Here is a 23637-nt window from a genome sequence, read left to right on the forward strand (position 1 = left end):
TTTGACAACTTTGGCTGTTTCTTTATCTTACAAGATGCGGTTCCAACAGGGAAGGAACAAAATTTTAGATTCTTATCACTTTTTTAGAAACCAAGGTAAAGCCGGAAAACCAAAGAAAAGACAATAGGCAGGACGCCGCAAGTCGTCGTATGATCCGAAGCAGGAACAAGAACACCAAGAGCGTGTAACGCAGAAAGGAAGGTGACCATGAATACAGCGATCAAACGAATACGAAGAAATGCGGACTTGTATCTGCTGTTCCTGCCGGTTCTGATTTTCTTTATCGTATTCGAATATGTGCCCATGTATGGGGTTCAGATTGCTTTCAAGGATTTCATTGCAACCAAAGGAATATGGGGGAGTCCGTGGGTCGGGTTCAAGCATTTTGAACGCTTTTTCTCGAGCTTCTACTTTTGGCGGATTATGAAAAATACGCTGGGCATCGGCTTGTACCAGCTCCTGGTCGGCTTTCCCGTACCTATTCTTCTGGCGCTTATGATTAATGAAGTGCGCTCAAGCCTGTACCGCCGGTTTATTCAAACGGTAACGTACGCGCCGCATTTCTTATCGACAGTCGTTGCGGTCGGGATGATCATGATGTTTCTTGCGCCGGAGAGCGGGATGATCAACCTGCTGATCCAATGGTTCGGAGGGGAACCGATTGCATTCCTGACCGATCCGGCCTGGTTCAAGACGGTCTACGTGTTATCGGGCGTGTGGCAGCAGATGGGCTGGAGCTCCATTATTTATTTGGCCGCCTTGTCCGGAATCGATCCGCAGCTTCATGAAGCCGCAAGAATGGACGGAGCCAGCCGGCTGCAGCGGATTTGGCATATTAATCTGCCGGGCATTATGCCGACGGTCGTGATTCTGCTGATCCTGAACGTGGGCTCGATCCTCGGAGTAGGATTTGAAAAAGTATTCCTGATGCAAAATTCGCTGAATATGTCCGCATCCGATGTCATATCCACGAACGTCTACCGAAGCGGTATTCTCGGGGCTGAGTTCAGCTATTCCTCGGCAGTCGGCCTGTTCAATTCGGTCGTCAATTTCGTGCTGCTGCTGTCGGTGAACCGGATCGCGCGCAAAGTAAGTGAAACGAGTCTATGGTAGGAAGGGGGAGACTGCAATGCTCGAAAGCCGGGCAGATAAAGGGATCGAGATACTCATTTATATCATTCTGGCCTTAGTGACCGCATCCGTTCTGTACCCTCTGGTCTTCGTACTGGTCGCTTCGATAAGCAGTCCGGAGATGGTGATCCGGGGAGAAGTATGGCTGTGGCCCAAAGGGCTGACGATGGTAGGGTACGAGCGCATCTTTCAAAATAAAGAAATTTTATCCGGCTACACGAACACGATTGCCTATACGCTGGTAGGAACGGCGATCAATCTGGTCATGACGGTAGCGGCTGCGTATCCGTTGTCCCGCAAGGACTTTTACGGACGCAATGTATTTACCGCGCTCATTCTGTTTACGATGTTTTTCAGCGGAGGCATGATTCCTACTTATTTGCTCATTAAGAAGCTCGGGATGCTGAACACCTTCTGGGCCTTGGTCATTCCTTCCGCCGTGTCCGTGTGGAACATCGTGATTATGCGGACCTTCTTTCAGAACAGTATTCCGAATGAAATTCAGGAATCCGCTTCCATCGACGGCTGCTCGAATATGCAGACGCTGGTCCGCATCGTGCTGCCGCTATCGGCGCCGATCCTTGCCGTTATGGTGCTGTTCTACAGTGTAGGGCACTGGAACGCGTACTTTAATGCGCTGATCTATTTGACAGACCGGGCCAAATATCCGCTGCAGCTCATCCTGCGGGAAATTCTGGTGCAGGGACAGATGCAGGAGATGGTGGACGTAAGCGATTCCACACTTGCCAAGAGCGTTATGGATGCCGAGGCGATCAAGTATGCGGCGGTTATCGTGGCGAACCTTCCGGTGCTGCTGCTGTATCCGTTTTTGCAAAAATATTTTGTCAAGGGCATCATGGTCGGGGCCATAAAAGGCTAGCTTGATACAAGATTACGCTATAATGAAAATGGAATGATCCGAGGAGGAACTGGATATGAAAAAACGCAATAAGTGGATCGCTTCAATGCTTACAATGACGATGGCGGGCGGGATGCTTGCAGCCTGCTCCTCGAATTCCGACAACGGCGGTGCGGCGAAGCCGGGTGCCGACGGTACGGGCAAGAACGTGAATCCAAGCGGAATGCCGATTGTGAACGAGCCGCTGTCGTTGAAGTTTTTTACGGGGAAATCGCCTACCAACGGCAATAAGTTCGAGGATACGCTGGTATGGAAGGAATACGCCAAGCAATCCAACATCAACGTAGCCTTCGAGCTCGTTCCTTTCGAAAATTTAACCGAGAAGAAAAATCTTGTTCTCGCAGGCGGCGATTACCCGGACGCTTTCTATTCTGCCAGACTATCCGCAGCGGAGCTCTCCAAATACGGAAGCCAGGGCGTCTTCGTCAAGCTGAATGATCTGATCGACCAATATGCGCCGAATTTCAAGAAGCTGATGGAGAAATATCCGGATATCAAAAAGGGTCTGACGATGCCGGACGGCAATATTTATTCGCTTCCTTCGTTCTACGATCCCACCTTCCTGCCGATGCTGATCGGAACTCCGCTGTGGGTCAACAAGGAATGGCTGGATAAGCTGGGAATAGAAGAACCCAAGACGACAGAGGAATTTTACCAATATTTGAAGAAAGTAAAAGAAACGGATCTTAACGGAAACGGTCAGCATGATGAAATTCCATACAGCAGCGCCGGCATCGGCAACCTGATCAACCAGGTGAAAGGTGCTTGGGGTCTTGGCAACCGGGGACTCGGACATCCTTATGTCGACGTTGATCCTGCCACGAACAAGCTGAGATTCACGAAGACCGACCCGAAATATAAGGAAATGCTGCAATATGTGAACAAGCTGTACGCGGAAGGCCTGCTGGACAAAGAAATCTTCACGATAAAAGACAGCGCACTTTATGCCAAAGGACAGAAGGGAGTGCTTGGCTCCACCGTTATTCCGAATCCGGCTACACTGATGAATCAGAAAAATTATATCGGTCTGGGCGCTCTGAAAGGGCCTCATGGCGATCAATTGTACTCTCATGTCAAAGTGCCTATGGTCCATGTCGGCGCATTTGCTATCACCAACAAGAACAAAAATCCGGAAGCTACGCTGCGATGGATGGATTATTTCTACAGCGAGGAAGGCGCGAAGTTCTACTTCATGGGCCAGAAGGACGTGACATATAAGGAGGGGGCTGACGGAAAGCTCGAGTATGTCGAAGACATTACCAAAAATCCTCAAGGCTTAACGCAGGACCAGGCTTTGGCCAAATACTTCACATGGCTCGGAGGCAGCTATCCGGGTTATGTGCAGGAGAAATATTTCAAGGGCTCCGAGACGCTGCCCGAGGCGCTTGCCACCGGTAAAAAAGCCCAGCCTTACGCTGTGAAGGAAATATGGAACAACTTCAACTTCACCGATACCGAAACCGAATTGATGTCCTCGATCGGCAAGGATATTCAGTCTTATGTCACCGAGATGGAAGCGAAGTTCGTTAACGGCTCCGCATCGTTCGACGAATGGGATAAATATGTGGCTACGGTGCAAAAAATGGGCCTCGATCAATATATGAAGACGTACCAGGCCGCTTACGAAAGGTATAGTAAAAAATAATGACGGAGCGGGAGCCTAGAGGGAATCAAGGCGATGCTCCCGGAAGCAAGAGCCGTTGGCGCAAACGGCTCGAGCTGGCCGGGGCGGTGCTGGTGCTGCTCGCCCTTATTGCCGTCGGCTGGCATCAATGGAAGCCGGTAAGGACGTCGGAGCCTGCGGAGGCATCTACTGCGGCACCAAGCACGGCGCCTGCAGACAAGCTGCGTACCGCGGAGATCTTCGACGCCGGGAGGCACCAAGGGCTGCTGACCGTCCGGTATTTGTACTTGGACGGGGATGTGCTGATGGGCGACAGCATCGTGATACAGTCGCCCGACGGCAAAACCATGCTCATTGATGCGGGAGTCAATGACGCGGGTCAGCAGGTAGTGAACTATTTGAACAAGCTGGGGATTAACAGCATTGATATAGCTTTGAATACCCACCCGCATTCGGACCATATCGGCGGCTTCGCCTCGGTGGTGAACAGCAAAGAAGTGAAAGCCTTCTATATGGAGAACTTTCCCTATACCAACTCAAGCTACTACCGCCGTACGATGGAAGCCGTCAACGCCAAGAAAATCCCGGTGACCTATCTTGAGGAAGGCTCTGCCTTCCAACTGGGCAGCGACGTATTCATCGAGGTGCTGAGCCCTCCGAAAGGAGCGCTGCCGGATGCAATCAAATCGTACTCGGCAGCGGAAATTAATGATTTCGCTTTGGTATTCAAGCTGACGTACAAAGATACATCGTTCCTGTTCACGGCGGATATATATAAGCATCGGGAGCTGGAGCTTATCGGCTCTTCTGCAGAACCGAAGCTGAAGAGCGATATGATGCATGCGCCTCATCACGGCAACGAATCGACATCCTCCTCGGAAGTATTTCTGAATACCGTGAGTCCGAAGATTTCCGTACTGAGCCAAAATCTGTTCGTCAGTCCGAATCTGATGGAGCGGTACAAGAAGAAAGGGGTTACGGCGTATTCAACAGGAATGCACGGGAATGTGTTGATTACATCTGACGGTCGAACGATGAACGTCATAACGGAGCGTGAAGGCAAGCGTCCTATCAAGTCCGCCATGCCGGGAGCGCAAATGGATGAGAAATGAGGGGAGAACAGAAGATGAAGGCCGTTGTAGTAGGTTGCGGAATTATGGGCAGAACCCATGCGCGCAATTGGAGCTCCGTTCCCGGAGTTGAATTAGCCGCAGTTTGCGATATGGATAAGGAATTGGCGGAGAAAACGGCGCTAGCGAACGGTACGAAAGCATATACGAGCTTCGAGGATATGCTGGCGGCAGAACAGCCGGATATCGTCAGCGTCTGTGTGCCGACGCACCTGCATAAGCCGCTCGTGCTGATGGCCGCGCAGGCAGGAGTTCACGTTGTGTGTGAGAAGCCAATTGCGCCGTCCCTAAAGGATGCGGAGGAAATGATAGCAGCGTGCAAGCTTAACAATGTCAGGCTGTTTATCGCCCATGTGGTGAGGTTTTTCCCTAGCTATAAGGATTTGGCCGCCAAGGTGCGGGCAGGTATTATCGGCGATCCGGGCGTCATGCATACGAAGCGGATCGGAGGCCATCCGGGACGTGCGAAGTCCTGGTATTACGATGAGGAGAAAAGCGGGGGCGTTATTCTCGATCTGCTGATTCATGATATCGACTATATGCGCAGCGTCTTCGGAGAGGCGGAGTCGGTGTTCACGATGAAACGCACGACGGAAGCATTGGATTACGCGCTGGTAACGCTCCGGTACAAGAACGGCGCCATTGCGAATCTGGAGGGATACTGGGGATATCCAGGCCCGTTCACGACGGCGGTCGAATTCGCCGGGACCAAGGGCATCCTCCGGTTTCATTCGGATGATGCGGTTTCCCTGCGGGTACATACAGCGCGTCTGTCAGACGAGGAACGCCCTCGTGTCGCGGTGCCGAAGAGCCCGGCCTACCATGACCCCTATTATTATGAATTGGAGCATTTTGCTGAATGCCTGCGTAACGGTTCGGAGCCTGTCGTGAGCACAGGGGATGCTTACAAGGCTATGGAGATCGCTTTTGCCGCCATGGCCTCGGCTAAGACGGGCCAGCCTGTCCGGCTGGATACGGACGCACATGGCTTGAAGGGAGGAGTGCCGCATGTCTGAACCGAACAAAGTGAAACTAGGGATGATCAGCTTTGCCCATTCCCATGGACGCAGCTACTTCCGTGAGCTGGTATCGATGCCCGATGTGGACATCGTAGGAATATCGGATGAGAGCAGGACAAGAGTACAGCCTATACTGGATTCGTACGGGATCCCGTATTTCGAGGATTATCATGATCTGCTCGCGATGGAGCAGCTGGATGCGGTCGTCATCTGCTCGGAAAACGTCCATCACGCCCGAATCACCATAACTGCCGCCAAGGCCGGCAAGCACGTCATTTGCGAGAAGCCGCTCGGAACGACGGTGGAGGAGATGAAGGCTATGATCCGGGCTTGCGAAGAGAACGGAGTTCGCTTGATGACCGCCTTCCCTTGCCGCTATCTGCCTGCGGTGGTTGAAGCGAAGGAGGCCGTCGACCGTGGAGATATCGGAGAGATTGTCGCGATCAAAGGTACGAACCGCGGCTCGATGCCGGGCAGCTGGTTCGTAGATCCTGCCTTGTCCGGCGGCGGAGCGGTACTGGATCACACGGTCCATGTGATGGACCTGATGCGCTGGTTTCTGGGCAGCGAGCCGGACCGGGTATATGCCGAGATGGGGACGCTGTTTCACGAGTTGCCCGTCGAGGATGCCGGGATGGTACATGTGACGTTCACGAACGGAGCTGTTGCAGTCCTTGACACAAGCTGGTCGCGCAGCAAGTCGTTCCCGTTCTGGGGCGACGTGACGATGGAGATTATTGGAACGAACGGAACGATCAGCGTGGATGCGTTCGGGCAAAAGAACGAAGTGTACAATAACGATGCAGGCAAGGCCCAGTGGAGCCATTGGGGCGACCGGATGGATGCTTATATGCTGAAGGATTTTGTCCGGACGATTAAAGAAAACGGCTCCGTGCCGATCAGCGGCGACGACGGCATGCGGTCTGCAGCCGTTGCACTGGCGGCATATGAATCCGTCAAAAGAAAAGCATCCGTCGCGATGAGCGAGATTATGGGATGAGTACGCGAGCGGCGTTTATCCATGGCTGGAGGCTGGGGTAAACGCCGTTTCCCGTTTGCCGTCCGGTTGTTGACCTGTCGACGGATAAGGCAGCGGGATGCCAAAAGAAAGGTAGGTGCCTTAGTGAGCCGCCGCTTCATCGCTAGTATGGTTGGCTTCGCGATTGTGCTCTGCTTGTCCTGCTTGAGCGTTCAGGCGCATAACTACAATAACGGGTACTCCTATGTCACTATGAAGGAGAACACCATAGATTACGAACTTCTGCTGCCGTTTCCAATGCTGCTGCAGTACGATACGAACGGCGATCAATCGTTGGAGGATGCGGAGCTTGAAGCGCATAAAGAGGCTATCAGCGCCTATGTGCTGGAGCATCTTGTGCTGTTTAATAATGAACAGCGAATGGATGCGGAAGTGGTTAGCGTCCAAACGGCTGTTCAGAAGCAGACGGAGGATACCGTTGTGCGCATCGTGCTTGCCTTTCATTCCCCCATGTTCATCGGTAATGTTACGATACGGTACAAGCTGTTTATTCATGATCTGGATGCCGGGCATCAGAACTACATTCAGCTGTACAAGGAAGGCCATGAGCTTGCCGGACATTGGGTTGTGGAGAAGGATTCGGAAGCGGTCCGTTATATGCCGGACGGCAATGCGAAGTTTCATCCGGGGCAGCTAGGGACTTACATGGCGTACGGAGCACAGCATATAATTCGCAGTCTATTCGCCTGGCTTATCCTGTTGTGTATCGCAGCTTCTGGGAGATCTGTCAAAGAAACATTTGCTTCGGTCTCCACGGCCTCGTTGTACAGCTTGATCGGCCTTACGGCAGCCGATAAGCTGGCTTCGAAGGTACCTGCTGCATGGCTGCATGATGCCGTGCTTATTGGACTTGGCGCCATGTTGGTGTACCGGTGGACCAGGGCTTCAAAGAGCAGCGGGAGGGCTGTCTCCGCATTGCTCGGGCTTGCCTGGGGCACGGGTTCGTCAGGATTGATCGGGCAGCTGCAGCTGGATCATTCATTCCGAATGATCTCTCTGCTTTTGTATGCATCCGGCGGTTGGCTTGCGTGGCTCGGCATCCTGTATGTCCTGCATATCGGGTCCCGTCAGCTTGCTGGACCGCTGCTTGCAACCGGCTGGAACCGTGGAATCGGATGGTTTCGCAAACCTGTGCTCATTCTGGTGTTCGTGGCGGCCTGGCTGGGCCTATAACCTATGGAAAGGAAGCGCAAGCGATATGGATTTGATGACCGTCGTGTTCATGTACATCAACCTGGGGCTGGAGCATATTCTTTCCGGCTATGATCATCTGCTCTTTTTATTGGCGCTGCTTATCGCCGCGGAGCGGTTTACCGCCATATTAAAAATCATTACCGCGTTCACCATCGCCCACAGCATCACTCTTTGTCTCGCTGCGCTCGGTCTCGTGCCGGTGTATCCCAAATGGATCGAGGCGGGGATTGCCCTCACGATATGCTATGTGGCCGTTGAAAATTTCTTCGTCAAGTCGTTCCATTGGCGCTGGATACTGACGTTCGTGTTCGGACTGATCCATGGTCTTGGATTTGCAAGTGCGATAAGTGAAATCGGGTTTCACCAAAGCTATCTGGTCACCTCGCTCATTTCTTTTAATGTCGGGATCGAGCTAGGGCAGCTGGGAATTGTTGCGATTCTGCTTCCGCTGTTTGTGCAGCTGCGGAGGCGAAAGCCGGTATACGCTTGGTTTTTCAGGGGAACCTCGGCATGTATTTTCGTCATAGGGCTGTATTGGCTGATCCAGCGTTTGGGATGGGCTGCGTGACTGGGTGCTAGCGGCTCATGATGGACTATTGCTGAGGTTCATGGAGCGCGGTAGCTCTATACGAAAATGCCTGAAGCAGATTGGGCTTATGGTGCATATAGTATAGATATCCATAGGCAAAGGTGGAATCTTGTACGATGGCACGGAATAATCCTTACGCGGCTACCTTCGATAAGCTGTACGGCCTGCTGCTGCAGCTGAGCGTCAGCGGGCAGCATATCCAGGACATTATGTTTCGTATGACCAACAAAGGACAATCTTTTCTTCCGCAGGCGTGGAGCGGATTTTATCATTTTTTCAACAAGGGGCTGTATTTTCATTATCGGGCTCAGGGCTTCGTAGAATGCTTCTTATCCACGGAGAGCTATTCCCCTAAATCCATTGGAATATGGGCGAATCAGCTGGTTTACCCGGCGAACGACAGCTTCAAGCAGGCGATGCTGTATTGGGATAAAGCCCGGTATGTCCCGAATTTTTCTTCGCAGCCGGAGTTTGGCGAGCTGGAACGGCAGCTGAGAACGTTCTGGGCTATTGAAGGCCAGATCATGGTGCAAACCAATGAACTGCTTGGAGCAGGGGCAGCGCCTGTATCGGCAGCCGCATCTCTGGCCGAGTCCGGGCAATCTGATTCTCAAGATGGCCTCAACCAAGAGCAGGCGTTAGCTTAGGTCCGCACATAGATTAGATTGCATTACTCATGCAGGTGAAGATGAACAAGCAAAGGCAAGCGATCGTTTCATCGTGACTTCGGTGCATGCCGCCCGCAATAACAGGAAACGATAAGTCGATTCTCCTTACGGAGGGTCGGCTTCTTTGTTTTTCGGTTCTCAACTGACTCGCCCATATTGCAGAGATGTATTCCTGCAATATGCCTCACGAACGAAGGTGCAAAAGGTTGAATCTTTGCAAGGCCGGAGTGTTAAGTTATTGTTAAAATGCAGATGCGGCTTACTGCTCTGTTATATGATAGCTATCAACAAGATTCTATAATCGGAGGAAAGAGGATGCAGAAGGAATTTACTATTGCGAATCCGTTAGGAATCCATTCAAGGCCTGCAGGGGATGTAATGAAAAAAGCGAAATCGTTTCCATGTGATGTGTTCATCACCAAGGCCGAAAAACGCGTCAATGCGAAAAGCATCGTCGGAGTGCTGGCGCTGGAAATGCGCTGTGGAGATAAAGTGATTGTGGAAACAAAGGGAGAGCAGGAGCAGGAAGCTTTGGATGCCATCGGAGCCATGCTCGAATCGATTTTGGAATAGATAAGAGATATTGATTTGAATGACAGGATAAGGAGGTGGCGGTACTGTGCTGTTACAAGGGATTGCCGCTGCACCGGGAGTTGCTATGGGACCCGCGTTGGTCCTGAAGAACGATACTCATACGGTAGAATGCTACGAGATCGCGCCGGAGCAAATACAGGAAGAAGCGGAGCGTCTGGAGGCACACATACGGCTTGCCATAAGCCAATTGGAAGCGCTTATTGAACAGACCCGGGCTGCAGTAGGTTCAGAGCAGGCCAAAATTTTTGAGTCCCAAATCTGGCTGCTCGAGGATGAAGAATTTACGGGAGCCGCGAAGGAAGCTATCCTCTCCAAACGCATCAATGCGGAGGCAGCCCTGGACGATGCATCGAAGGCGATCATCGGGATTTTCGAGAGCATGGAGGATGAGCATCTGCGGGAACGGGCAGCTGATATTCGAGATATTACGAGCCGTGTGCTGAGGCTGCTCGAAGGTAAGGATGCGAGGCCGCAGCAGGAATCGGGTGCTCCGGTTATTTTAGTCGCACATGACCTGACTCCGTCGGATACGGCTCAGTTGGACAGAAGTTCAACGGCCGGCTTCGTTACAGATATCGGGGGAAGGACATCGCACTCCGCCATTATGGCCCGTTCGATGGAAATTCCCGCCGTAGTAGGCTCGCGGGAAGGCACGGTCCAGGTGAAAACGGGAGATTACGTCATTGTGGATGGCAGCCTGGGCCAGGTGTATATCAATCCCGAGTCGGCAATTATCAAGGAATATAAAGCCAAGCAAATCCGGTTCGCAGCCCGCCGCGCCGAGCTGAAGAAATACGACGGACAGCCCAGCAGGACAGCGGACGGGCATCGGGTAGAATTAGTCGCTAACATCGGCAATGCGCAGGATGCACTGGCGGCTAAACAGAGCGGTGCCGAAGGTATCGGGTTATATCGGACCGAATTTCTGTACATGGGAAGACAGCAATTCCCGACGGAGCAGGAGCAGTTTCAGGCCTATAAGGTCGCTGCCGAGATTTTTGGTAAAGATCAGCCCGTTATCATCCGCACGCTGGATATCGGAGGGGATAAAGAGCTGCCCTACCTGGATTTGCCGAAGGAAGCGAATCCATTCCTCGGCTACCGCGCCATCCGCATGTGTCTTGAAGAAACGGAGCTGTTCAAGACGCAGCTGCGTGCCATAGTAAAAGCGAGCGCTTATGGAAATATTAAGCTTATGTTCCCAATGATTGCTACCCTGCAGGAGCTGAGACAGGCGAAAGCGCTGCTCGCCGAGGTGCAAAACGAGCTGGAGCGGGAGAACGTCGAGTTCAATCGCTCAATGGAAGTCGGGATTATGATCGAGGTGCCCGGGGCGGCACTCGTGGCCGATCAATTGGCCAAGGAAGCGGATTTCTTCAGCATCGGCACGAATGATCTCGTCCAGTATGTGATGGCGGCGGATCGGATGAACGAGCGTCTGGCCTATCTGAACGAACCGTTCCAGCCAGCGGTTCTCCGCATTATAGATCACGTCATTCAGGCCGCCCATCGCGAAGGCAAATGGGTCGGCATGTGCGGGGAAATGGCCGGTAATTTGACGGCGATACCTATACTGCTTGGGATGGGACTGGACGAGTTCAGCATGAGCGGAGGGGCTGTGCTCGCGGCTCGAGCGCTGCTCCATCAGCTGGATCGTCATGAGATGAAGCGGCTCGCAGAAGAGGTGCTCCAGATGACCTCCTCAGAACAAATCAAACTTCATGTGGAGAGCAGAGTACCGGCTATAGCCGAATGGAGAGCCTAAGGACTCGGCGGACTTGTCGGACATGAACTTATTGCAAACAGAGGTGAGTCCGATAGCACTTTCTACACGTTCACGAATGCTTCTCAAAAAAATGCTCCTTGATCCTGCGCCATTGCGGGTCAAGGAGCTGGCAGATCAGTTCAATGTAAGTGAACGGACGATCAAATACGATCTGGAAACGATTCGTGTCTGGCTGCAGGAGCAGGAGATTTTCATGCGCTCCAATCCGAGCAAAGGCATCTGGATCGAGTGTGACGAATCGGAGCGAACCGGACTGCTCAGTAAGCTGGAGGCTTCCGGGAGCCACGTCTTCGTCAACCAGCATGAACGCGCACGCGGTATCATTCTCGATTTGCTGCTTAGCGACAAGCATATCACCATCGGCGAGATGGTGAAGAAAAACGACGTCAGCCGCAATACGATTTTGTCCGATTTGGCGATTGCCGAGGCATTTTTCCGGGACTGGCAGCTGCTGCTCGAGCGCAGCCGGTTCGGCATTCGATTGATAGGAACGGAGAGGCAAAGGCGTACCGTTCTGGAGAAGGTCATTCATGATTTGCTCGACGGCAACGACATGCTGCAAATCGTCCAAGGCGTGGCCCAGCAGCAAAAGCCTGCGCTGCATTTTAACAAGGTATTGGCAAGATTTCTGGAGCCGGTCCAGGACTTGGACGCCTTATTCGAAGCCTTGTCCCGAATTGTGAGGGAGACGGAAGCCGAGATCGGCGTGCTCTTGTCGGACAGAGTTATCATCGGCGTATTTATCCGGCTGTGCATTGTAATTCAAAGGCAACGGCAGCAAGGTGAATTTGTGGAGAACGAGGCGAGAAGCCAGGAGCATGTCTCCGAGCACAGCCTGAGCATCTTCCGAATTTTTCGCAGAGTGCTCTCGATGCTCCCGGAGCATGAAACGATCTCGCTGACGGATGATGACGTATGGTTCGTCAGCTTGCAAGCTATCGGCATGGCTGCGCCTTTTCCATATGAGGTCAGCAAGGGCGAGGGTCTGCCGGATGTGTACACGATAACCCATGACATGATTCGGCATGTGACGGAGCAGATGCGGTTTCCTTTCTCGGAGGATCAAGAGCTGTTCAATAACCTGCTGGCTCATATGTCGGATAAGCTGACGAAGCACAGCTATGGTGTCGTGGAGCCGAACCCGCTGCTGAAGGAAATTATGCATTCCTACCGGTCCATGTTCGATTATATGAAGCAGGCTTGCTCGGATGTGTTAGGGCCGATAGGAATTCAGCTGACGGATCCGGATATCGCCTTTATCGTACTTCATTTCCAGACAGCCTACGAGCGTAAAGCCGAACAGCAAAAGTGGAAGGCGCTTATCGTATGCGGAACGGGCAGAGGCACTTCGAAATGGCTGATGACGATCATTGAAAATGAAATCAAGCACCTTCAATTCGCGGCTTCCTGTTCGGTGATGGATGTGGAGAAGGTATTGGAGCAGGTGCCGGTGGACCTGGTCATCTCGATTTTGCCGGTGAACGTGAACGTGCCGGTCGTTGTGATTCATTCCATTCCCAGAAAGCGTGATTTTCAGGCGATACAGGCGCAGCTGAATCAGCTCGGCAGCACTAAGGCGAGAGCGTCTGCGAGGAACACCGCGGGGCTTCGAAGACCTGAAAGGCTCGCGTACGATGCAGGGCAGCTGGAGAATATGGTGCAGGACATTATTTATACCGGCTACGATCTTAGCAGAGAGGTGATCGCTCATTTCAGAGACTATCTGAGCGATGAGCGGGCAGAGGGCTTGACCCTGCATCTTCTTTTTATGGTCAACCGGCTGCATTTTGGCACGGCCTACACGCAGTACGGAGAGAGCCCTCTCTTAGGAATCAAGGCAATGGCTTTGAAAGAGGAATTGAACATAGTATTGCAGAGGAAAAATGTAAGCGCTACAGAGGGAGAGCTGCATGCGATTCTGAGATATTTTGAACCTCTAGATAAAGGAGAATGACTATGCAAATCGACGTTCTAATCGAGCACGGAACGGTGATCGATCCGGCTACCGGCCGTTCCGGCAAGTATGATGTGGCCGTCAAGGGAGATCGCATCGCCGGGATCTGGAAGCCGGGGACAGCCGTTGGTGAAATCCTGCGGCGGGTGAATGCGGAAGGCTGTCTGGTCACGCCGGGCCTGATCGATATTCATGCTCATATTTTTGAGGCTGTACCTCAAATGGGGATGAAGCCGGATACGATCGGGATCGATCAGGGAGTAACGACCATTGCAGATGCCGGCAGCTCCGGCGAGCAGAACTTCCCCGAGTTTCTGGAACGAAGCGTGAAGCCAAGTGCTACCCAAGTGCTTGCCTGGCTGAACATTTCCAGTCCGGGGCTGGTGGAAGGAAGAAGCGAATTGGCGGACATGAGCAGGCTGACAGCCGTATCCACCCTGCAGCGCATCGCGGAATACCCCGACACCATCATCGGCATCAAAGCGCGGATGAGCGGCTCGGTTGTGAAGGAAAACGGGATTTATCCTCTGGCTGTCGCCAAATCGGTAGCCCGTCGAGCGGAGCTTCCCGTGATGGTTCATATCGGCAACGCCCCGCCAAAGCTGGGGGAGGTTCTCGATTTGCTGGATGATGGAGACGTCGTCACCCATGCTTTTCATGGCAAACGGGGAGGCATTCTTGATGAACACGGGCAGCTGATTCCGCAGGCCAAACGCGCATTGGATCGCGGAGTGCGGTTCGATGTCGGGCACGGCAGCTCCAGCTTCAGCTTCGCAACGATGAACAAGGCCCGCGAATTAGGCATTACGCCGTATTCTATCAGCACGGATCTGTACTTGGAAAATTGGCTTCACGGGCCTGTATACAGCTTGACGATGACGATGAGCAAGTTTTTGGCGCTAGGCTATTCCATCGAGCAAATTATTGAATGGACTACAGCGGCCCCTGCCCGAATTTTGCGTAAATCTGAAGAGATCGGGACGTTAAAGGAAGGAACGATCGCCGACATTTCGATCCTTAAGATCGTGGAGCAGCCGGTCGAGCTGGTCGATTCCGAGAAGGAAACGCTGCACTATGACAAGCTGATCCAAGCACAATACACCATGAAATCTGGAGAAATATACCCATGCAAATGATGGAGAACCTACTAAAGGAAATACCGGAGAAGACCACTGTTACAGAGGCAGAGCTCACTGAGCTGCGACCCGTGCTGGACTTCATGACGGATATCGCCGGGGAATCCGGCTTGAACTTATCCTACGAGAAAACATTAGTCATCGGCATTCATTTATTGGCTTTTATGCGCAGAGTGAAGAATAGTGAATATTTGCCCGAGCTGGACGAAGAAATGTTTGACGAAGTGAGTCCTGAACTCGTGGACCTGAGCAAGCGTGTACTTCAACAGGTTTTGAAGACATCGGAGCGGCAGCTTGACGCGGCGGAAATCTTTTATTTAACCGTACATTTTGAAGCGGCCAAATTTAATGAAGAGGGGTAATAGACATGGAAAATAAAGTAAAAGTGGTCATCGGCGACCGTTTGGGTAAAGGACAAAATGTTGCAAAAGGGGTCGAAGCGGCCGGCGGCATCGCGATTGTTATTCCGGGCGTCGGAGCAGATATGAAGCTCGGCGATGTGATGCATAAGGAAAACGCGGACTTCGGCATCTCCTTCTGCGGCAGCGGCGGAGCGGGCGCCGTAACGGCAAATACGAAATACAAGTACCCGATGGAGTTCGGACTTCGTTCCGTTGATGCAGGAGTGACGGCTATTAACGCCGGCAAGAAGGTTATCGGCTTCGGCTTTATGGATGTCGAGGAACTGGGTAGAAGGCTGACGGAAGCTTATATCAAAAAACACAGGGGGTAACGCTCATGTTCCAGGTGATGGAGAAGTCGATAATCGTTAGCGGAACGGCGGAGACAAAGGCCGGTGCTTTCCAGAATGCGTTGTCGCAAATGAAAAAGAACATCGCCAAGGAGATTCCCGATATTCTGCTGCAGATTGAGCCGCAGGATGTGGAGGTGCTGAAGGCGACGGAGCACACCTATAGAGAGCGGTTTTTGGGCCTATTGTTTCCAAGAACGAGAACCCGGTACGACATTACGATTCGGGTGGATGTGAAAATTCGGGCTGTGATGCTCTCTGAGGTTCCGTTCGAACAGCAGACGGAAGCATTGCCTCCTTTACAGCGCATTCTTCGGATGAGATGAGCGGGATGAGAGAATGCCATTGATGTTGGAAACCAAGTTAGGGGGAACCATATGAATACTCTTACGATAGTATTCGAATCCATTATTATCGGTCTTTTGGTTGGGTTTGGGGTAGGAGCGGGTGCGGCCCGGATGTTTCATGCGCCCAGTGTTCAAGGGATGGGGGCATTCCGGACATTCGGAGAGCTTAACGCCTGCGAGGGCGATCCTGTCGCGCATTTCTCGTTCGGTCTGGGCTTCTTGTTCAACGCATGGGCCTCCGTTGTCGGTGCTGGTGGATTAACGCAGGATGTCGATCATCGGATTATACCGAACTGGGCGGCTGCAATTCTGCTCGCGAAGAACAAAAACGTGGAAGAAACACTGCACGATCCGAAAAAGATGGCCATCGTGGGTGCTATTATCGGCGCCGTAGTCGTAGCCGTACTGAACTCTACGGCCGCAGCGATCCCGGCCTCCCTGCAGGCAATTGCAACCAAGGTGCTGGTGCCTGCGGCAAACTGGCTGATCAATCCGATCATGCCTATCGTATTCTGGACGGCGGCGATGGATGCCGGCAAAAGAACCGGCGTCTGGGCGACCGCGTTAGGCGGCTTGGCGCATCTGGTCATGGGGAATGCCGTTCCTGGGCTGGTGCTCGGTATTCTGATCGGCAAGGGCGTCGATGACAGCGGTTGGAACCGCATTACGAAGACGCTCGTGGTTGCTGTCGTGCTCTTATATATTCTTAGCGGATTTTTCCGCGCCTTCGATGTCGCCTTACTGCACAGCTTGAACGTGCAAGTCATTCCGCAATGGCTGATTGATCTTCATGCATTCTTTGGATCGGTGGTGAAGTAAGATGGAACAAATAGAACAAGTGAAAAAAGGGTTTTGGTATTCGGAGTGGGCGTTTACCTTGTTTGTCGCTTGCTTGGCTTCGGGGATTTTTGCCGGAACGCATCTCTATTATGTGTACCATGTAGGGGCCTTCAATGATATTGCCATCGTCGCCTTGCTGGAGGCAGGGATTAAAGGCGGAAGCTTCGGGGCAGCCGCGGCGTTCGGTGCGAGCTTCTTGTTCGCCCGTATCCTGGAAGGACCGCTGGTCGGTATCTTGGACATCGGCGGCTCGCTGCAAACGGGCCTTGGGATCGGTGTTCCGGCTTTGATGCTCGGTGCAGGCATTACGGCTCCGCTAACCTCATTCCCGCTGGCCTTGCTGACAGGCGCCGTACTCGGGTTTCTGGTCGGCTTTGTCATCATTATGATCCGCAAATTTACGATCAATGCATCGAATTCCACCTTCGGCGCTGATGTGATGATGGGCGCAGGGAACGCTGCCGGACGGTATTTGGGACCGCTTATCGTTATCTCTGCGGGTATGGCATCCATTCCTGTAGGCATCGGGGCGACGGTCGGCGCAGCGATCTTCTATTATTTCAAAAAACCGATTGCCGGCGGAGCTATTATCGGAGCTATGGTTCTGGGAGCCTTCTTCCCGATTATTACGAAATAAAATACGATTCAGCTAAGGAGTAAGCCATGAGTATATTCGAACAATACGGCTGCCGAAAAGTCATCAATGCGAGCGGTAAAATGACCGCACTCGGCGCAAGCGCCGTCGCTCCGGTTGTTGGCGAGGCGTTAAGCGCGGCCGCTAAAGACTACGTGGATGTTTCTGAATTGATGGTAGCGGCAGGGAAAGTCATTGCATCCGTAACCGGCGCAGAGGATGGCTGCCCTACGACAGGGGCTGCGGCCGGAACGGCCATTACCGTCGCTGCAGTTATCGCCGGAACGAAGCTGTCCTTGATCGAGAGCATTCCGCATACGAGCGGAGTGCCGAATGAAATTATTATCCAGAAGGGCCATGCCGTTCACTTCGGCGCTTCCATTACGCAGATGATCGCCATCGGCGGAGGCAAAGTGGTGGAGGTCGGTCAGGCGAACCATGTGGAGAGAGCGCATATTGCCGAAGCGGTGAATGAGAACACGGCTGCCCTGTTTTACGTCAAATCGCATCATGCGGTGCAAAAGGGCATGCAGTCCATTGAAACGATGATATCGATCGCCAAGGAAAAAGGGATTCCGCTGATCATCGACGCGGCGGCTGAAGAGGATTTGCGCAAGTATATCGTAATGGGAGCCGATCTGGTCGTCTACAGCGGGGGCAAAGCGATCGAAGGCCCTACATCCGGCATGATCTGCGGACGCGCCTCGTTAATCGAAGCCTGCCGGGCCCAGTATCACGGGGTTGCAAGACCGATGAAAATCGGCAAGGAAGGCATTGTCGGCTTCCTGACCGCTTTGCAGCGTTATGATGATAAGCCGGATGAATCCGAGAAGCAGCTGGAACGCATGAAGTGGCTGATCGAGCAGCTTAAGGATACACCGGGAGTTACCGGTACGATCCTTCAGGATGAAGCGGGCCGCGCCATCTACCGCGCGCAGCTGGCCATTGACGCCAAGGTAACGAGAAAAACGGCTTACGATGTCATTAAAGAGCTGGAAGCAGGCAATCCTGCCGTTTATACGCGCAATCATTATGCCAATCTCGGCCTAATTAATATCGATCCTCGTCCTCTACTGGAAGGGCAGGAGCAAATCATTGTCGCAAGAATTAAAGAGGTACTGGCTCAGTAATGAAGTCTAGCGACAACAGGACATATGAAGGAGAGGACTTACTGTGAGTAATCCGAAGATTCAATTAAACGTGCTGGCGAAAGACGCAGACAATGCCAAGCAAATCGTTGAAGCCGCACAGGGCAATGTATATGTAGGCTTAATGGTCAAAAACTTCGCAACCGTAGAGGCGGCCGTTGCTGCCGTTCACGAATTTCAACAAGCGGGCGTTCCTGTTTCCGTAGGCTTGGGCGCAGGCGATCCGGCCATGTGGAACAAGGTAGCTGATGTCGCTGTCCAAACGAAGCCGGCTCATGTCAACCAGGTATTCCCTGCGGCAGGATATACCCTGGGAGCATTGAAAAGCGCAGGCAGCACACATTCCATCGTCAATGCGCTGATTACTCCGAGCGGTACGCCGGGTCAAGTCATCATAACGACCGGACCGCAGAGCGAAGCTTTGAAAGCAACGGTTTCCTGCGATGCTGCGGCAGCGATGCTCGCTGAAATCGGTGTCCATTCCGTCAAGTTTTATCCAATCGGAGGGACGAACCATCTGGACGAGGTGGCGGCTATGGTCAAAGCTGCCGTGAAATACGGGATCCGTATTTTCGAGCCGACGGGCGGCATTGATCTTCATACGATCGGCCAAGTTATTGAAGTGTGCGCCGCCAATGGTGCGGAGCATATTATTCCTCATGTCTACACTTCCATTATTGACAAGGCCACGGGCTTGACTCGCATCGAGGATGTGAGGAAGCTGGCCCGTTTTTGCAGATAGCAGACCAGTTTAGGGATGACAGGGATTTACGGTTTTTAACCGTAGGTCCCTGTTTTTGTTTGTAGAAGGAATGGATGCATCTGAAAAGAAAGGACAAAAAAAAGAAATTTATAACCAAATTGTGCCTATTTTTATGAAGAAAATATAATTTCCATGATCTATAATACAAAAATAACCAATTTACTCAAAAGATAGGGGGATTCTTGATGAAACGCAGCATTGTTATAACAGCGCTTACAATCACTTTGTTAAGCGGAATGACGGCAGGATGCGGAGGCGGGGCGTCACCGGATGCAGAGGGGAAGACGGCCAAGGATATTGATTTTAACGCGCCTCTGGAATTTACGCTGACCTCCAGCGGAGCTACCTCTCCGGAAAATTTCCATCTGGCGGTGACCCAGTTTTTGCAGAAGAAATTCCCGAACTGGAAGTTCAACTACATCCAGCGGACGCAGGGGACGACCGCCCAGGAGCTGGTCACGGCAGGGACGGCGATCGACGTCGTGCTTGAGGCGCATACGGGGATTATTGACGGAGTCATCAATCCGGGAATCCAGTATGACATCACGGACCTCATTAAAAAAAATAACATTGATTTGAACCGGTTCGAGCCGGTGACGATCGATGCGATGAAGACGATGGCGAACGGACAAATATGGGGTCTGCCGGTCAGCATGATGTCGGTCGTTACCTTTTACAACAAGGACATCTTCGATAAGTTCGGCGTCCCTTACCCGAAGGATGGAATGACCTGGGACGAAATGACGGAGCTGTCCAAAAAGCTGAGCAAAGAGGTGGACGGCACGCAATATTTGGGGCTCGTCGGCAACACGGGGCATATGCTGCTGATGAACAACTTCTCGCTTCCTTATGTCGATGCGCAGACGTCGAAATCTACCTTCCATAATGAGAAGTGGAAGACGATTATGGAGACGGTCTTCAAAGGAGAAGCTCAGGATTCCGGGTTCAAAAAATATTTGACCGACAACAAGAACAAAATGCCGGGCAAGGACGAGTTCATCAAGAAGAAAAATCTCGCCATGTATGTATATTTCTCGGAGCTTGCGACCGATCCGAATATGCAGGGCATGAACTTCGACATGGTATCCGCGCCGACATATAAGGAGCTGCCGAACGTGGGCTTCCAACCGATACCTACGTATGCGATCCTGGCTTCAACAAGCAAGCATAAGGAAGAATCGATGGAAATCATCAAGTATTTGGCTTCCGACGAATATCAGATGGCAAGAGCCAAGCTCGGCTTTATAACGCCGCTGAAGAGCGAAGAGGTGCGCAAGTCCATGGGAGCGGATTATAGCAAGAAGCTGAATTGGAACGCTGTATTCTACAAGCCGTTTGCTCCGATCCCGGTGAAGGGAGCTTATGAGAATATCGGCGAGAAGCCTCTCGTGAGCCTGGTTCCGGACTATGTGCTGGGGAACAAGGATGTCAATACCGTGATGCGTGAAGCTGAAGAGACAGCTAATAAGGCGATTGATAGCGCGCGGAAATAATGAAATAAAAAATTCTGATGTTATTAGTACTGCGGATCGGCTGGAAATTCGTTCTTAAGGGTCACACAGGTTTCCCGCCAGTCCCATTCTGATTTCGGTCAGAATTTTTTGTTTTATATGCCAAATCTGGAAAAAAGTCTGCTATAATACATTATCCGCATCACAAGCTTCAGGGGGAGATGATAGACGATGTCATTAATTGAAGTGAAACATGTGCGAAAGGTGTTTGAGACAAACGTCAGACGCAAGGGGAAATTCGGAGCGCTGCGCAGCTTGATTAACCCGGAGAAGCGCCAGGTAGTGGGGGTAGACGACATCAGCTTCACGATTGAGAAGGGGGAGAGCGTGGCTTATCTAGGGCCTAACGGGGCGGGCAAATCGACTACGATCAAAATGCTCACAGGCGTTCTGGAGCCTAGCGGCGGAGAGATTCTGGTGGCTGGGGTAGTTCCGGCACGGAATAGGAAGCTGAACAGCTATCAAATCGGTGTCGTATTCGGACAGCGAAGTCAGTTGATCTTCGATCTTCCGGTCAAGGATTCCTTTGATATGCTGCGGTATATGTATAGCATTTCATGGGAGCGCTATCATCAAAACGTAAAGGACTATTCGGAGCTGCTGGAAGTCGGCCATTTGCTGGAGAGGCCGGTAAGGACACTGTCGTTAGGGCAAAGAATGCGCTGCGAAATATTGGCCGCGCTTCTGCATGATCCGGAAATATTATTTCTGGATGAACCGACGATCGGTCTGGACGTTGTAGCCAAGGAACGTATCCGGGCGTTTATCGAAAGCATTAACCGGGAAAAGGATGTCACGCTCCTTTTGACGACCCACGATATGCATGATATTGAAAGACTGTGCCCGCGGACGATGATCATCGATAAAGGAAACCTGATTTATGACGGAAGCCTGCAATACATCAAGGATCATTTTGCGACGGAGCGCCAAATTCGTGCAGTCTTCCCGGACGTGCAGGCAGCGGCAGCCGCAGCGCACGTATTCGCAGGCATGGCGGAGGTAGCCGTACATACCGATGAGCAGGTGGTCAGAATCACGTACGACCAGCACAGGACGGACACGTCGGAGCTATTGAGATTGCTGCTGCAACAAGCGAACCCGCGGGACCTGACGATGCAGGACGAAAGCATCGATGCCTTGATCAGCCGCATCTACCGGGAAGGCATAGATTCCAAGCCGAAGCCGGCTTATGCAGCCGTGGGGGGACCGGGCCGATGATGCAAGCGGTAGAACGCATGATAGGCATGTCGCAGATTGCCGTCCGCCAGAGGCTGCAGTTTCGCTTTGATTTTATTATGACGCTGCTCTCCACGCTTATGTTCAGCGTCATGTATTATATGCTGTGGAAGGCGATCTATCTGTACTCGACGGAGACGGCACTGCCGTGGGAGCAGCTGATAACGTACGTCATGGTGGGACAAGCGATCAATTTCGCACGCTGGTCTCCGGCGGAAAGGGCTCCGACCTATGCTATGGCGCAGCGTGTCAGGAATGGCGATATTGCGCTCGATTTAATTCGCCCTGTCGATTTTCAAATGCAGCGGTTCTCGGAGGCAGCGGGGTTTTTCATTGTAGAAATGCTGTGGGTCAACATACCGGCCATGCTGCTCTTGATTTTTATTTTGGGCATATCGCCTCCGGCAAACCTGATGGCTGCGTTAGGCTTTGTTGTAAGCCTTTGCATCGGCTTTTTTGTCGCATTCAGCATTAATTCAATCATTATGATGATTTCCTTTATGACTACCAATACGTTTGGCGTTCAGCTGGCGAAGAGGGCAGTAGTGGATATTTTCGCAGGGACGCTGATTCCTTTTGAGTTTTTTCCGGACGCACTGCGCAAGGTGATGGAATATTTGCCGTTCCAGTCTATGGCGTATATTCCTTTATCCATCTACACGGGACGTCTGACAGGCTGGGAGATGGTTCAATCGCTGCTGGAGCAGCTAGGCTGGGCTGTTGTGATGATTGTGATCAGCCGCCTGCTGTGGATGAAGGCAGCAAAGCGATTGACGATTAACGGGGGGTAACAGGTATGATTGCGCCGCAGCGTAATGCGTTTCAGCAAGCCGCTTATTTAATAGGAATGTACGGCCAATATTTGAAGATTTATTTCAAGACTCTGGTGGAATATCGGGCAGATACCTTGATTGCCGTCATAGCGGGGATCGTTGCCCAGGGAAGCACGCTGGTCTTTTTGTCGGTCATTTTTCAACGTATCCCCAAGCTGGCGGATTGGAGCTTTTACGAGCTGGTTTTCCTATTCGGACTGGCGGCAACAGGGAAGGCACTGAATCAGACCCTATTGAATGCGCCCTTTTCTTTAACCGGCTATATCCGCCGGGGGCAGCTGGATATTATGATGATCCGCCCTGTGGGCGTGCTGTTCCAGGCTATAGGTAACTCTCAAGAGCTTAATGGTGTAGGGCAGCTGGTTACGGGAGTGGCCATTATGGGCTATGCGGGAGCTCATCTGAATATGCATTGGTCCGTCGGGACGGTGCTGTATGTCATTATCGCCTTGATCAGCAGCGCGGTCATCCAGTTCGCGGTTCTTCTGACCATCAGCGTGCTGACCTTTTGGGTCCAGGAAATACGATCGGTCATTTATCCGGTCAATTGGCTTTACGATTTCACGCGGTATCCACTGGAAATTTTTCACCCGCTGCTTCGCGGGCTGTTGACGTACCTGATTCCGTATGCGGTCGGCAGCTTCTTCCCTGCAGCCTTCCTGCTTCGTCCGGGTGAGTACGGCTGGGCGATGTGGGGAGTGCCTGCCGTAGCGGCAGTGATGATGTCCATCACCTATTGCATTTGGAGCTTCGGGCTTAAGCGTTACTCGAGTGTGGCCGGGTAGGCGGCT

24 protein-coding genes are annotated in these 23637 nt (G+C 52.2%); all 24 read left to right on the plus strand.

Features of this window, described 5'->3' with window-relative positions; genetic code table 11:
- Window positions 1-207 precede the first annotated feature (207 nt).
- The 24 genes from GGC63_RS19120 to GGC63_RS19235 all read left to right on the plus strand — a co-directional run bounded on the left by GGC63_RS19120 (window position 208) and on the right by GGC63_RS19235 (window position 23631).
- Window positions 208-1113 (plus strand): ABC transporter permease, encoded by a 906-nt coding sequence (locus GGC63_RS19120; protein WP_079912596.1) that lies wholly within the window; start codon window positions 208-210, stop codon window positions 1111-1113.
- Window positions 1114-1129: 16 nt separating this feature from the next.
- On the plus strand, window positions 1130-2011 hold the full coding sequence (locus GGC63_RS19125) for a carbohydrate ABC transporter permease (protein ID WP_079912595.1): 882 nt from the start codon (window positions 1130-1132) through the stop codon (window positions 2009-2011).
- A 55-nt stretch (window positions 2012-2066) separates the two neighbouring features.
- Window positions 2067-3695 carry an extracellular solute-binding protein gene (locus tag GGC63_RS19130; RefSeq protein ID WP_192703658.1) on the plus strand — a complete coding sequence of 543 codons (1629 nt, stop codon included), beginning with the start codon at window positions 2067-2069 and terminating at the stop codon, window positions 3693-3695.
- Window positions 3695-4786 (plus strand): ComEC/Rec2 family competence protein, encoded by a 1092-nt coding sequence (locus GGC63_RS19135; protein ID WP_192703659.1) that lies wholly within the window; start codon window positions 3695-3697, stop codon window positions 4784-4786. Before GGC63_RS19130 ends, GGC63_RS19135 begins: the two co-directional genes overlap by 1 nt.
- Before the next feature lie 14 nt (window positions 4787-4800).
- Complete coding sequence (locus GGC63_RS19140; RefSeq protein ID WP_192703660.1) at window positions 4801-5820, plus strand: Gfo/Idh/MocA family protein; 1020 nt, start codon at window positions 4801-4803, stop codon at window positions 5818-5820.
- A complete protein-coding gene (locus GGC63_RS19145; RefSeq protein WP_192703661.1) occupies window positions 5813-6823 on the plus strand; it encodes a Gfo/Idh/MocA family protein in 1011 nt (336 codons plus the stop codon). The genes GGC63_RS19140 and GGC63_RS19145 overlap by 8 nt, the downstream gene beginning before the upstream one ends.
- Before the next feature lie 123 nt (window positions 6824-6946).
- A complete protein-coding gene (locus tag GGC63_RS19150) occupies window positions 6947-8035 on the plus strand; it encodes a hypothetical protein (protein WP_192703662.1) in 1089 nt (362 codons plus the stop codon).
- 25 nt (window positions 8036-8060) lie between these two features.
- Complete coding sequence (locus GGC63_RS19155) at window positions 8061-8624, plus strand: HupE/UreJ family protein (RefSeq protein ID WP_192703663.1); 564 nt, start codon at window positions 8061-8063, stop codon at window positions 8622-8624.
- A gap of 137 nt (window positions 8625-8761) precedes the next feature.
- Window positions 8762-9292: a hypothetical protein gene (locus tag GGC63_RS19160; RefSeq protein ID WP_192703664.1), complete on the plus strand. Its 531-nt coding sequence runs from the start codon at window positions 8762-8764 to the stop codon at window positions 9290-9292.
- A gap of 336 nt (window positions 9293-9628) precedes the next feature.
- Entirely contained in the window at window positions 9629-9886 is a 258-nt protein-coding gene (locus GGC63_RS19165) for an HPr family phosphocarrier protein (RefSeq protein ID WP_192703665.1), read from the plus strand.
- 46 nt (window positions 9887-9932) lie between these two features.
- Window positions 9933-11672: a phosphoenolpyruvate--protein phosphotransferase gene (gene ptsP, locus GGC63_RS19170; RefSeq protein ID WP_192703666.1), complete on the plus strand. Its 1740-nt coding sequence runs from the start codon at window positions 9933-9935 to the stop codon at window positions 11670-11672.
- Between the two features lie 22 nt (window positions 11673-11694).
- Window positions 11695-13647, plus strand: coding sequence for a BglG family transcription antiterminator (locus GGC63_RS19175; RefSeq protein ID WP_225948326.1), 1953 nt, complete (start codon window positions 11695-11697; stop codon window positions 13645-13647).
- Window positions 13648-13649: 2 nt separating this feature from the next.
- Window positions 13650-14783 carry an amidohydrolase/deacetylase family metallohydrolase gene (locus GGC63_RS19180; protein WP_192703667.1) on the plus strand — a complete coding sequence of 378 codons (1134 nt, stop codon included), beginning with the start codon at window positions 13650-13652 and terminating at the stop codon, window positions 14781-14783.
- Window positions 14774-15145, plus strand: a complete 372-nt coding sequence (locus GGC63_RS19185) for a PRD domain-containing protein (protein WP_192703668.1) — start codon at window positions 14774-14776, stop codon at window positions 15143-15145. The genes GGC63_RS19180 and GGC63_RS19185 overlap by 10 nt, the downstream gene beginning before the upstream one ends.
- A gap of 5 nt (window positions 15146-15150) precedes the next feature.
- The gene (locus tag GGC63_RS19190; protein WP_079912838.1) at window positions 15151-15516 is read left to right on the plus strand and encodes a glycine-rich SFCGS family protein; all 366 of its coding nucleotides are present in this window, start codon (window positions 15151-15153) and stop codon (window positions 15514-15516) included.
- Window positions 15517-15521: 5 nt separating this feature from the next.
- Window positions 15522-15860, plus strand: a complete 339-nt coding sequence (locus tag GGC63_RS19195) for a DUF4312 family protein (RefSeq protein WP_192703669.1) — start codon at window positions 15522-15524, stop codon at window positions 15858-15860.
- Window positions 15861-15911: 51 nt separating this feature from the next.
- Window positions 15912-16700, plus strand: a complete 789-nt coding sequence (locus tag GGC63_RS19200; protein ID WP_192703670.1) for a DUF4311 domain-containing protein — start codon at window positions 15912-15914, stop codon at window positions 16698-16700.
- Window position 16701: 1 nt separating this feature from the next.
- Window positions 16702-17358, plus strand: coding sequence for a DUF4310 family protein (locus GGC63_RS19205; protein ID WP_192703671.1), 657 nt, complete (start codon window positions 16702-16704; stop codon window positions 17356-17358).
- A gap of 26 nt (window positions 17359-17384) precedes the next feature.
- On the plus strand, window positions 17385-18485 hold the full coding sequence (locus GGC63_RS19210) for a DgaE family pyridoxal phosphate-dependent ammonia lyase (RefSeq protein ID WP_192703672.1): 1101 nt from the start codon (window positions 17385-17387) through the stop codon (window positions 18483-18485).
- Between the two features lie 43 nt (window positions 18486-18528).
- Window positions 18529-19245 carry a KDGP aldolase gene (locus GGC63_RS19215; protein ID WP_192703673.1) on the plus strand — a complete coding sequence of 239 codons (717 nt, stop codon included), beginning with the start codon at window positions 18529-18531 and terminating at the stop codon, window positions 19243-19245.
- Window positions 19246-19451: 206 nt separating this feature from the next.
- Window positions 19452-20759, plus strand: coding sequence for an ABC transporter substrate-binding protein (locus GGC63_RS19220; RefSeq protein ID WP_192703674.1), 1308 nt, complete (start codon window positions 19452-19454; stop codon window positions 20757-20759).
- Window positions 20760-20948: 189 nt separating this feature from the next.
- A complete protein-coding gene (locus GGC63_RS19225) occupies window positions 20949-21995 on the plus strand; it encodes an ATP-binding cassette domain-containing protein (RefSeq protein WP_079912577.1) in 1047 nt (348 codons plus the stop codon).
- Window positions 21992-22804, plus strand: coding sequence for an ABC transporter permease (locus GGC63_RS19230; protein ID WP_192703675.1), 813 nt, complete (start codon window positions 21992-21994; stop codon window positions 22802-22804). The genes GGC63_RS19225 and GGC63_RS19230 overlap by 4 nt, the downstream gene beginning before the upstream one ends.
- Before the next feature lie 5 nt (window positions 22805-22809).
- Window positions 22810-23631 carry an ABC transporter permease gene (locus GGC63_RS19235; RefSeq protein ID WP_192703676.1) on the plus strand — a complete coding sequence of 274 codons (822 nt, stop codon included), beginning with the start codon at window positions 22810-22812 and terminating at the stop codon, window positions 23629-23631.
- Window positions 23632-23637 lie beyond the last annotated feature (6 nt).

Origin of the sequence: Paenibacillus sp. OAS669 (assembly GCF_014873645.1) — a bacterium.
GTDB lineage: Bacteria > Bacillota > Bacilli > Paenibacillales > NBRC-103111 > Paenibacillus_S > Paenibacillus_S vulneris.

What these genes read in the sequence shown, in the direction of transcription:
- GGC63_RS19145 (WP_192703661.1), top strand. Translation starts at nt 5,813, where the DNA reads ATGTCTGAACCGAACAAAGTGAAACTAGGGATGATCAGCTTTGCCCAT.
- GGC63_RS19140 (WP_192703660.1), top strand. Translation starts at nt 4,801, where the DNA reads ATGAAGGCCGTTGTAGTAGGTTGCGGAATTATGGGCAGAACCCATGCG.
- GGC63_RS19160 (WP_192703664.1), top strand. Translation starts at nt 8,762, where the DNA reads ATGGCACGGAATAATCCTTACGCGGCTACCTTCGATAAGCTGTACGGC.
- GGC63_RS19200 (WP_192703670.1), top strand. Translation starts at nt 15,912, where the DNA reads ATGAATACTCTTACGATAGTATTCGAATCCATTATTATCGGTCTTTTG.
- GGC63_RS19180 (WP_192703667.1), top strand. Translation starts at nt 13,650, where the DNA reads ATGCAAATCGACGTTCTAATCGAGCACGGAACGGTGATCGATCCGGCT.
- GGC63_RS19235 (WP_192703676.1), top strand. Translation starts at nt 22,810, where the DNA reads ATGATTGCGCCGCAGCGTAATGCGTTTCAGCAAGCCGCTTATTTAATA.
- GGC63_RS19120 (WP_079912596.1), top strand. Translation starts at nt 208, where the DNA reads ATGAATACAGCGATCAAACGAATACGAAGAAATGCGGACTTGTATCTG.
- GGC63_RS19130 (WP_192703658.1), top strand. Translation starts at nt 2,067, where the DNA reads ATGAAAAAACGCAATAAGTGGATCGCTTCAATGCTTACAATGACGATG.
- GGC63_RS19175 (WP_225948326.1), top strand. Translation starts at nt 11,695, where the DNA reads ATGAACTTATTGCAAACAGAGGTGAGTCCGATAGCACTTTCTACACGT.
- GGC63_RS19185 (WP_192703668.1), top strand. Translation starts at nt 14,774, where the DNA reads ATGCAAATGATGGAGAACCTACTAAAGGAAATACCGGAGAAGACCACT.
- GGC63_RS19205 (WP_192703671.1), top strand. Translation starts at nt 16,702, where the DNA reads ATGGAACAAATAGAACAAGTGAAAAAAGGGTTTTGGTATTCGGAGTGG.
- GGC63_RS19135 (WP_192703659.1), top strand. Translation starts at nt 3,695, where the DNA reads ATGACGGAGCGGGAGCCTAGAGGGAATCAAGGCGATGCTCCCGGAAGC.
- GGC63_RS19155 (WP_192703663.1), top strand. Translation starts at nt 8,061, where the DNA reads ATGGATTTGATGACCGTCGTGTTCATGTACATCAACCTGGGGCTGGAG.
- GGC63_RS19195 (WP_192703669.1), top strand. Translation starts at nt 15,522, where the DNA reads ATGTTCCAGGTGATGGAGAAGTCGATAATCGTTAGCGGAACGGCGGAG.
- GGC63_RS19230 (WP_192703675.1), top strand. Translation starts at nt 21,992, where the DNA reads ATGATGCAAGCGGTAGAACGCATGATAGGCATGTCGCAGATTGCCGTC.
- GGC63_RS19125 (WP_079912595.1), top strand. Translation starts at nt 1,130, where the DNA reads ATGCTCGAAAGCCGGGCAGATAAAGGGATCGAGATACTCATTTATATC.
- GGC63_RS19225 (WP_079912577.1), top strand. Translation starts at nt 20,949, where the DNA reads ATGTCATTAATTGAAGTGAAACATGTGCGAAAGGTGTTTGAGACAAAC.
- GGC63_RS19165 (WP_192703665.1), top strand. Translation starts at nt 9,629, where the DNA reads ATGCAGAAGGAATTTACTATTGCGAATCCGTTAGGAATCCATTCAAGG.
- GGC63_RS19210 (WP_192703672.1), top strand. Translation starts at nt 17,385, where the DNA reads ATGAGTATATTCGAACAATACGGCTGCCGAAAAGTCATCAATGCGAGC.
- GGC63_RS19220 (WP_192703674.1), top strand. Translation starts at nt 19,452, where the DNA reads ATGAAACGCAGCATTGTTATAACAGCGCTTACAATCACTTTGTTAAGC.
- GGC63_RS19190 (WP_079912838.1), top strand. Translation starts at nt 15,151, where the DNA reads ATGGAAAATAAAGTAAAAGTGGTCATCGGCGACCGTTTGGGTAAAGGA.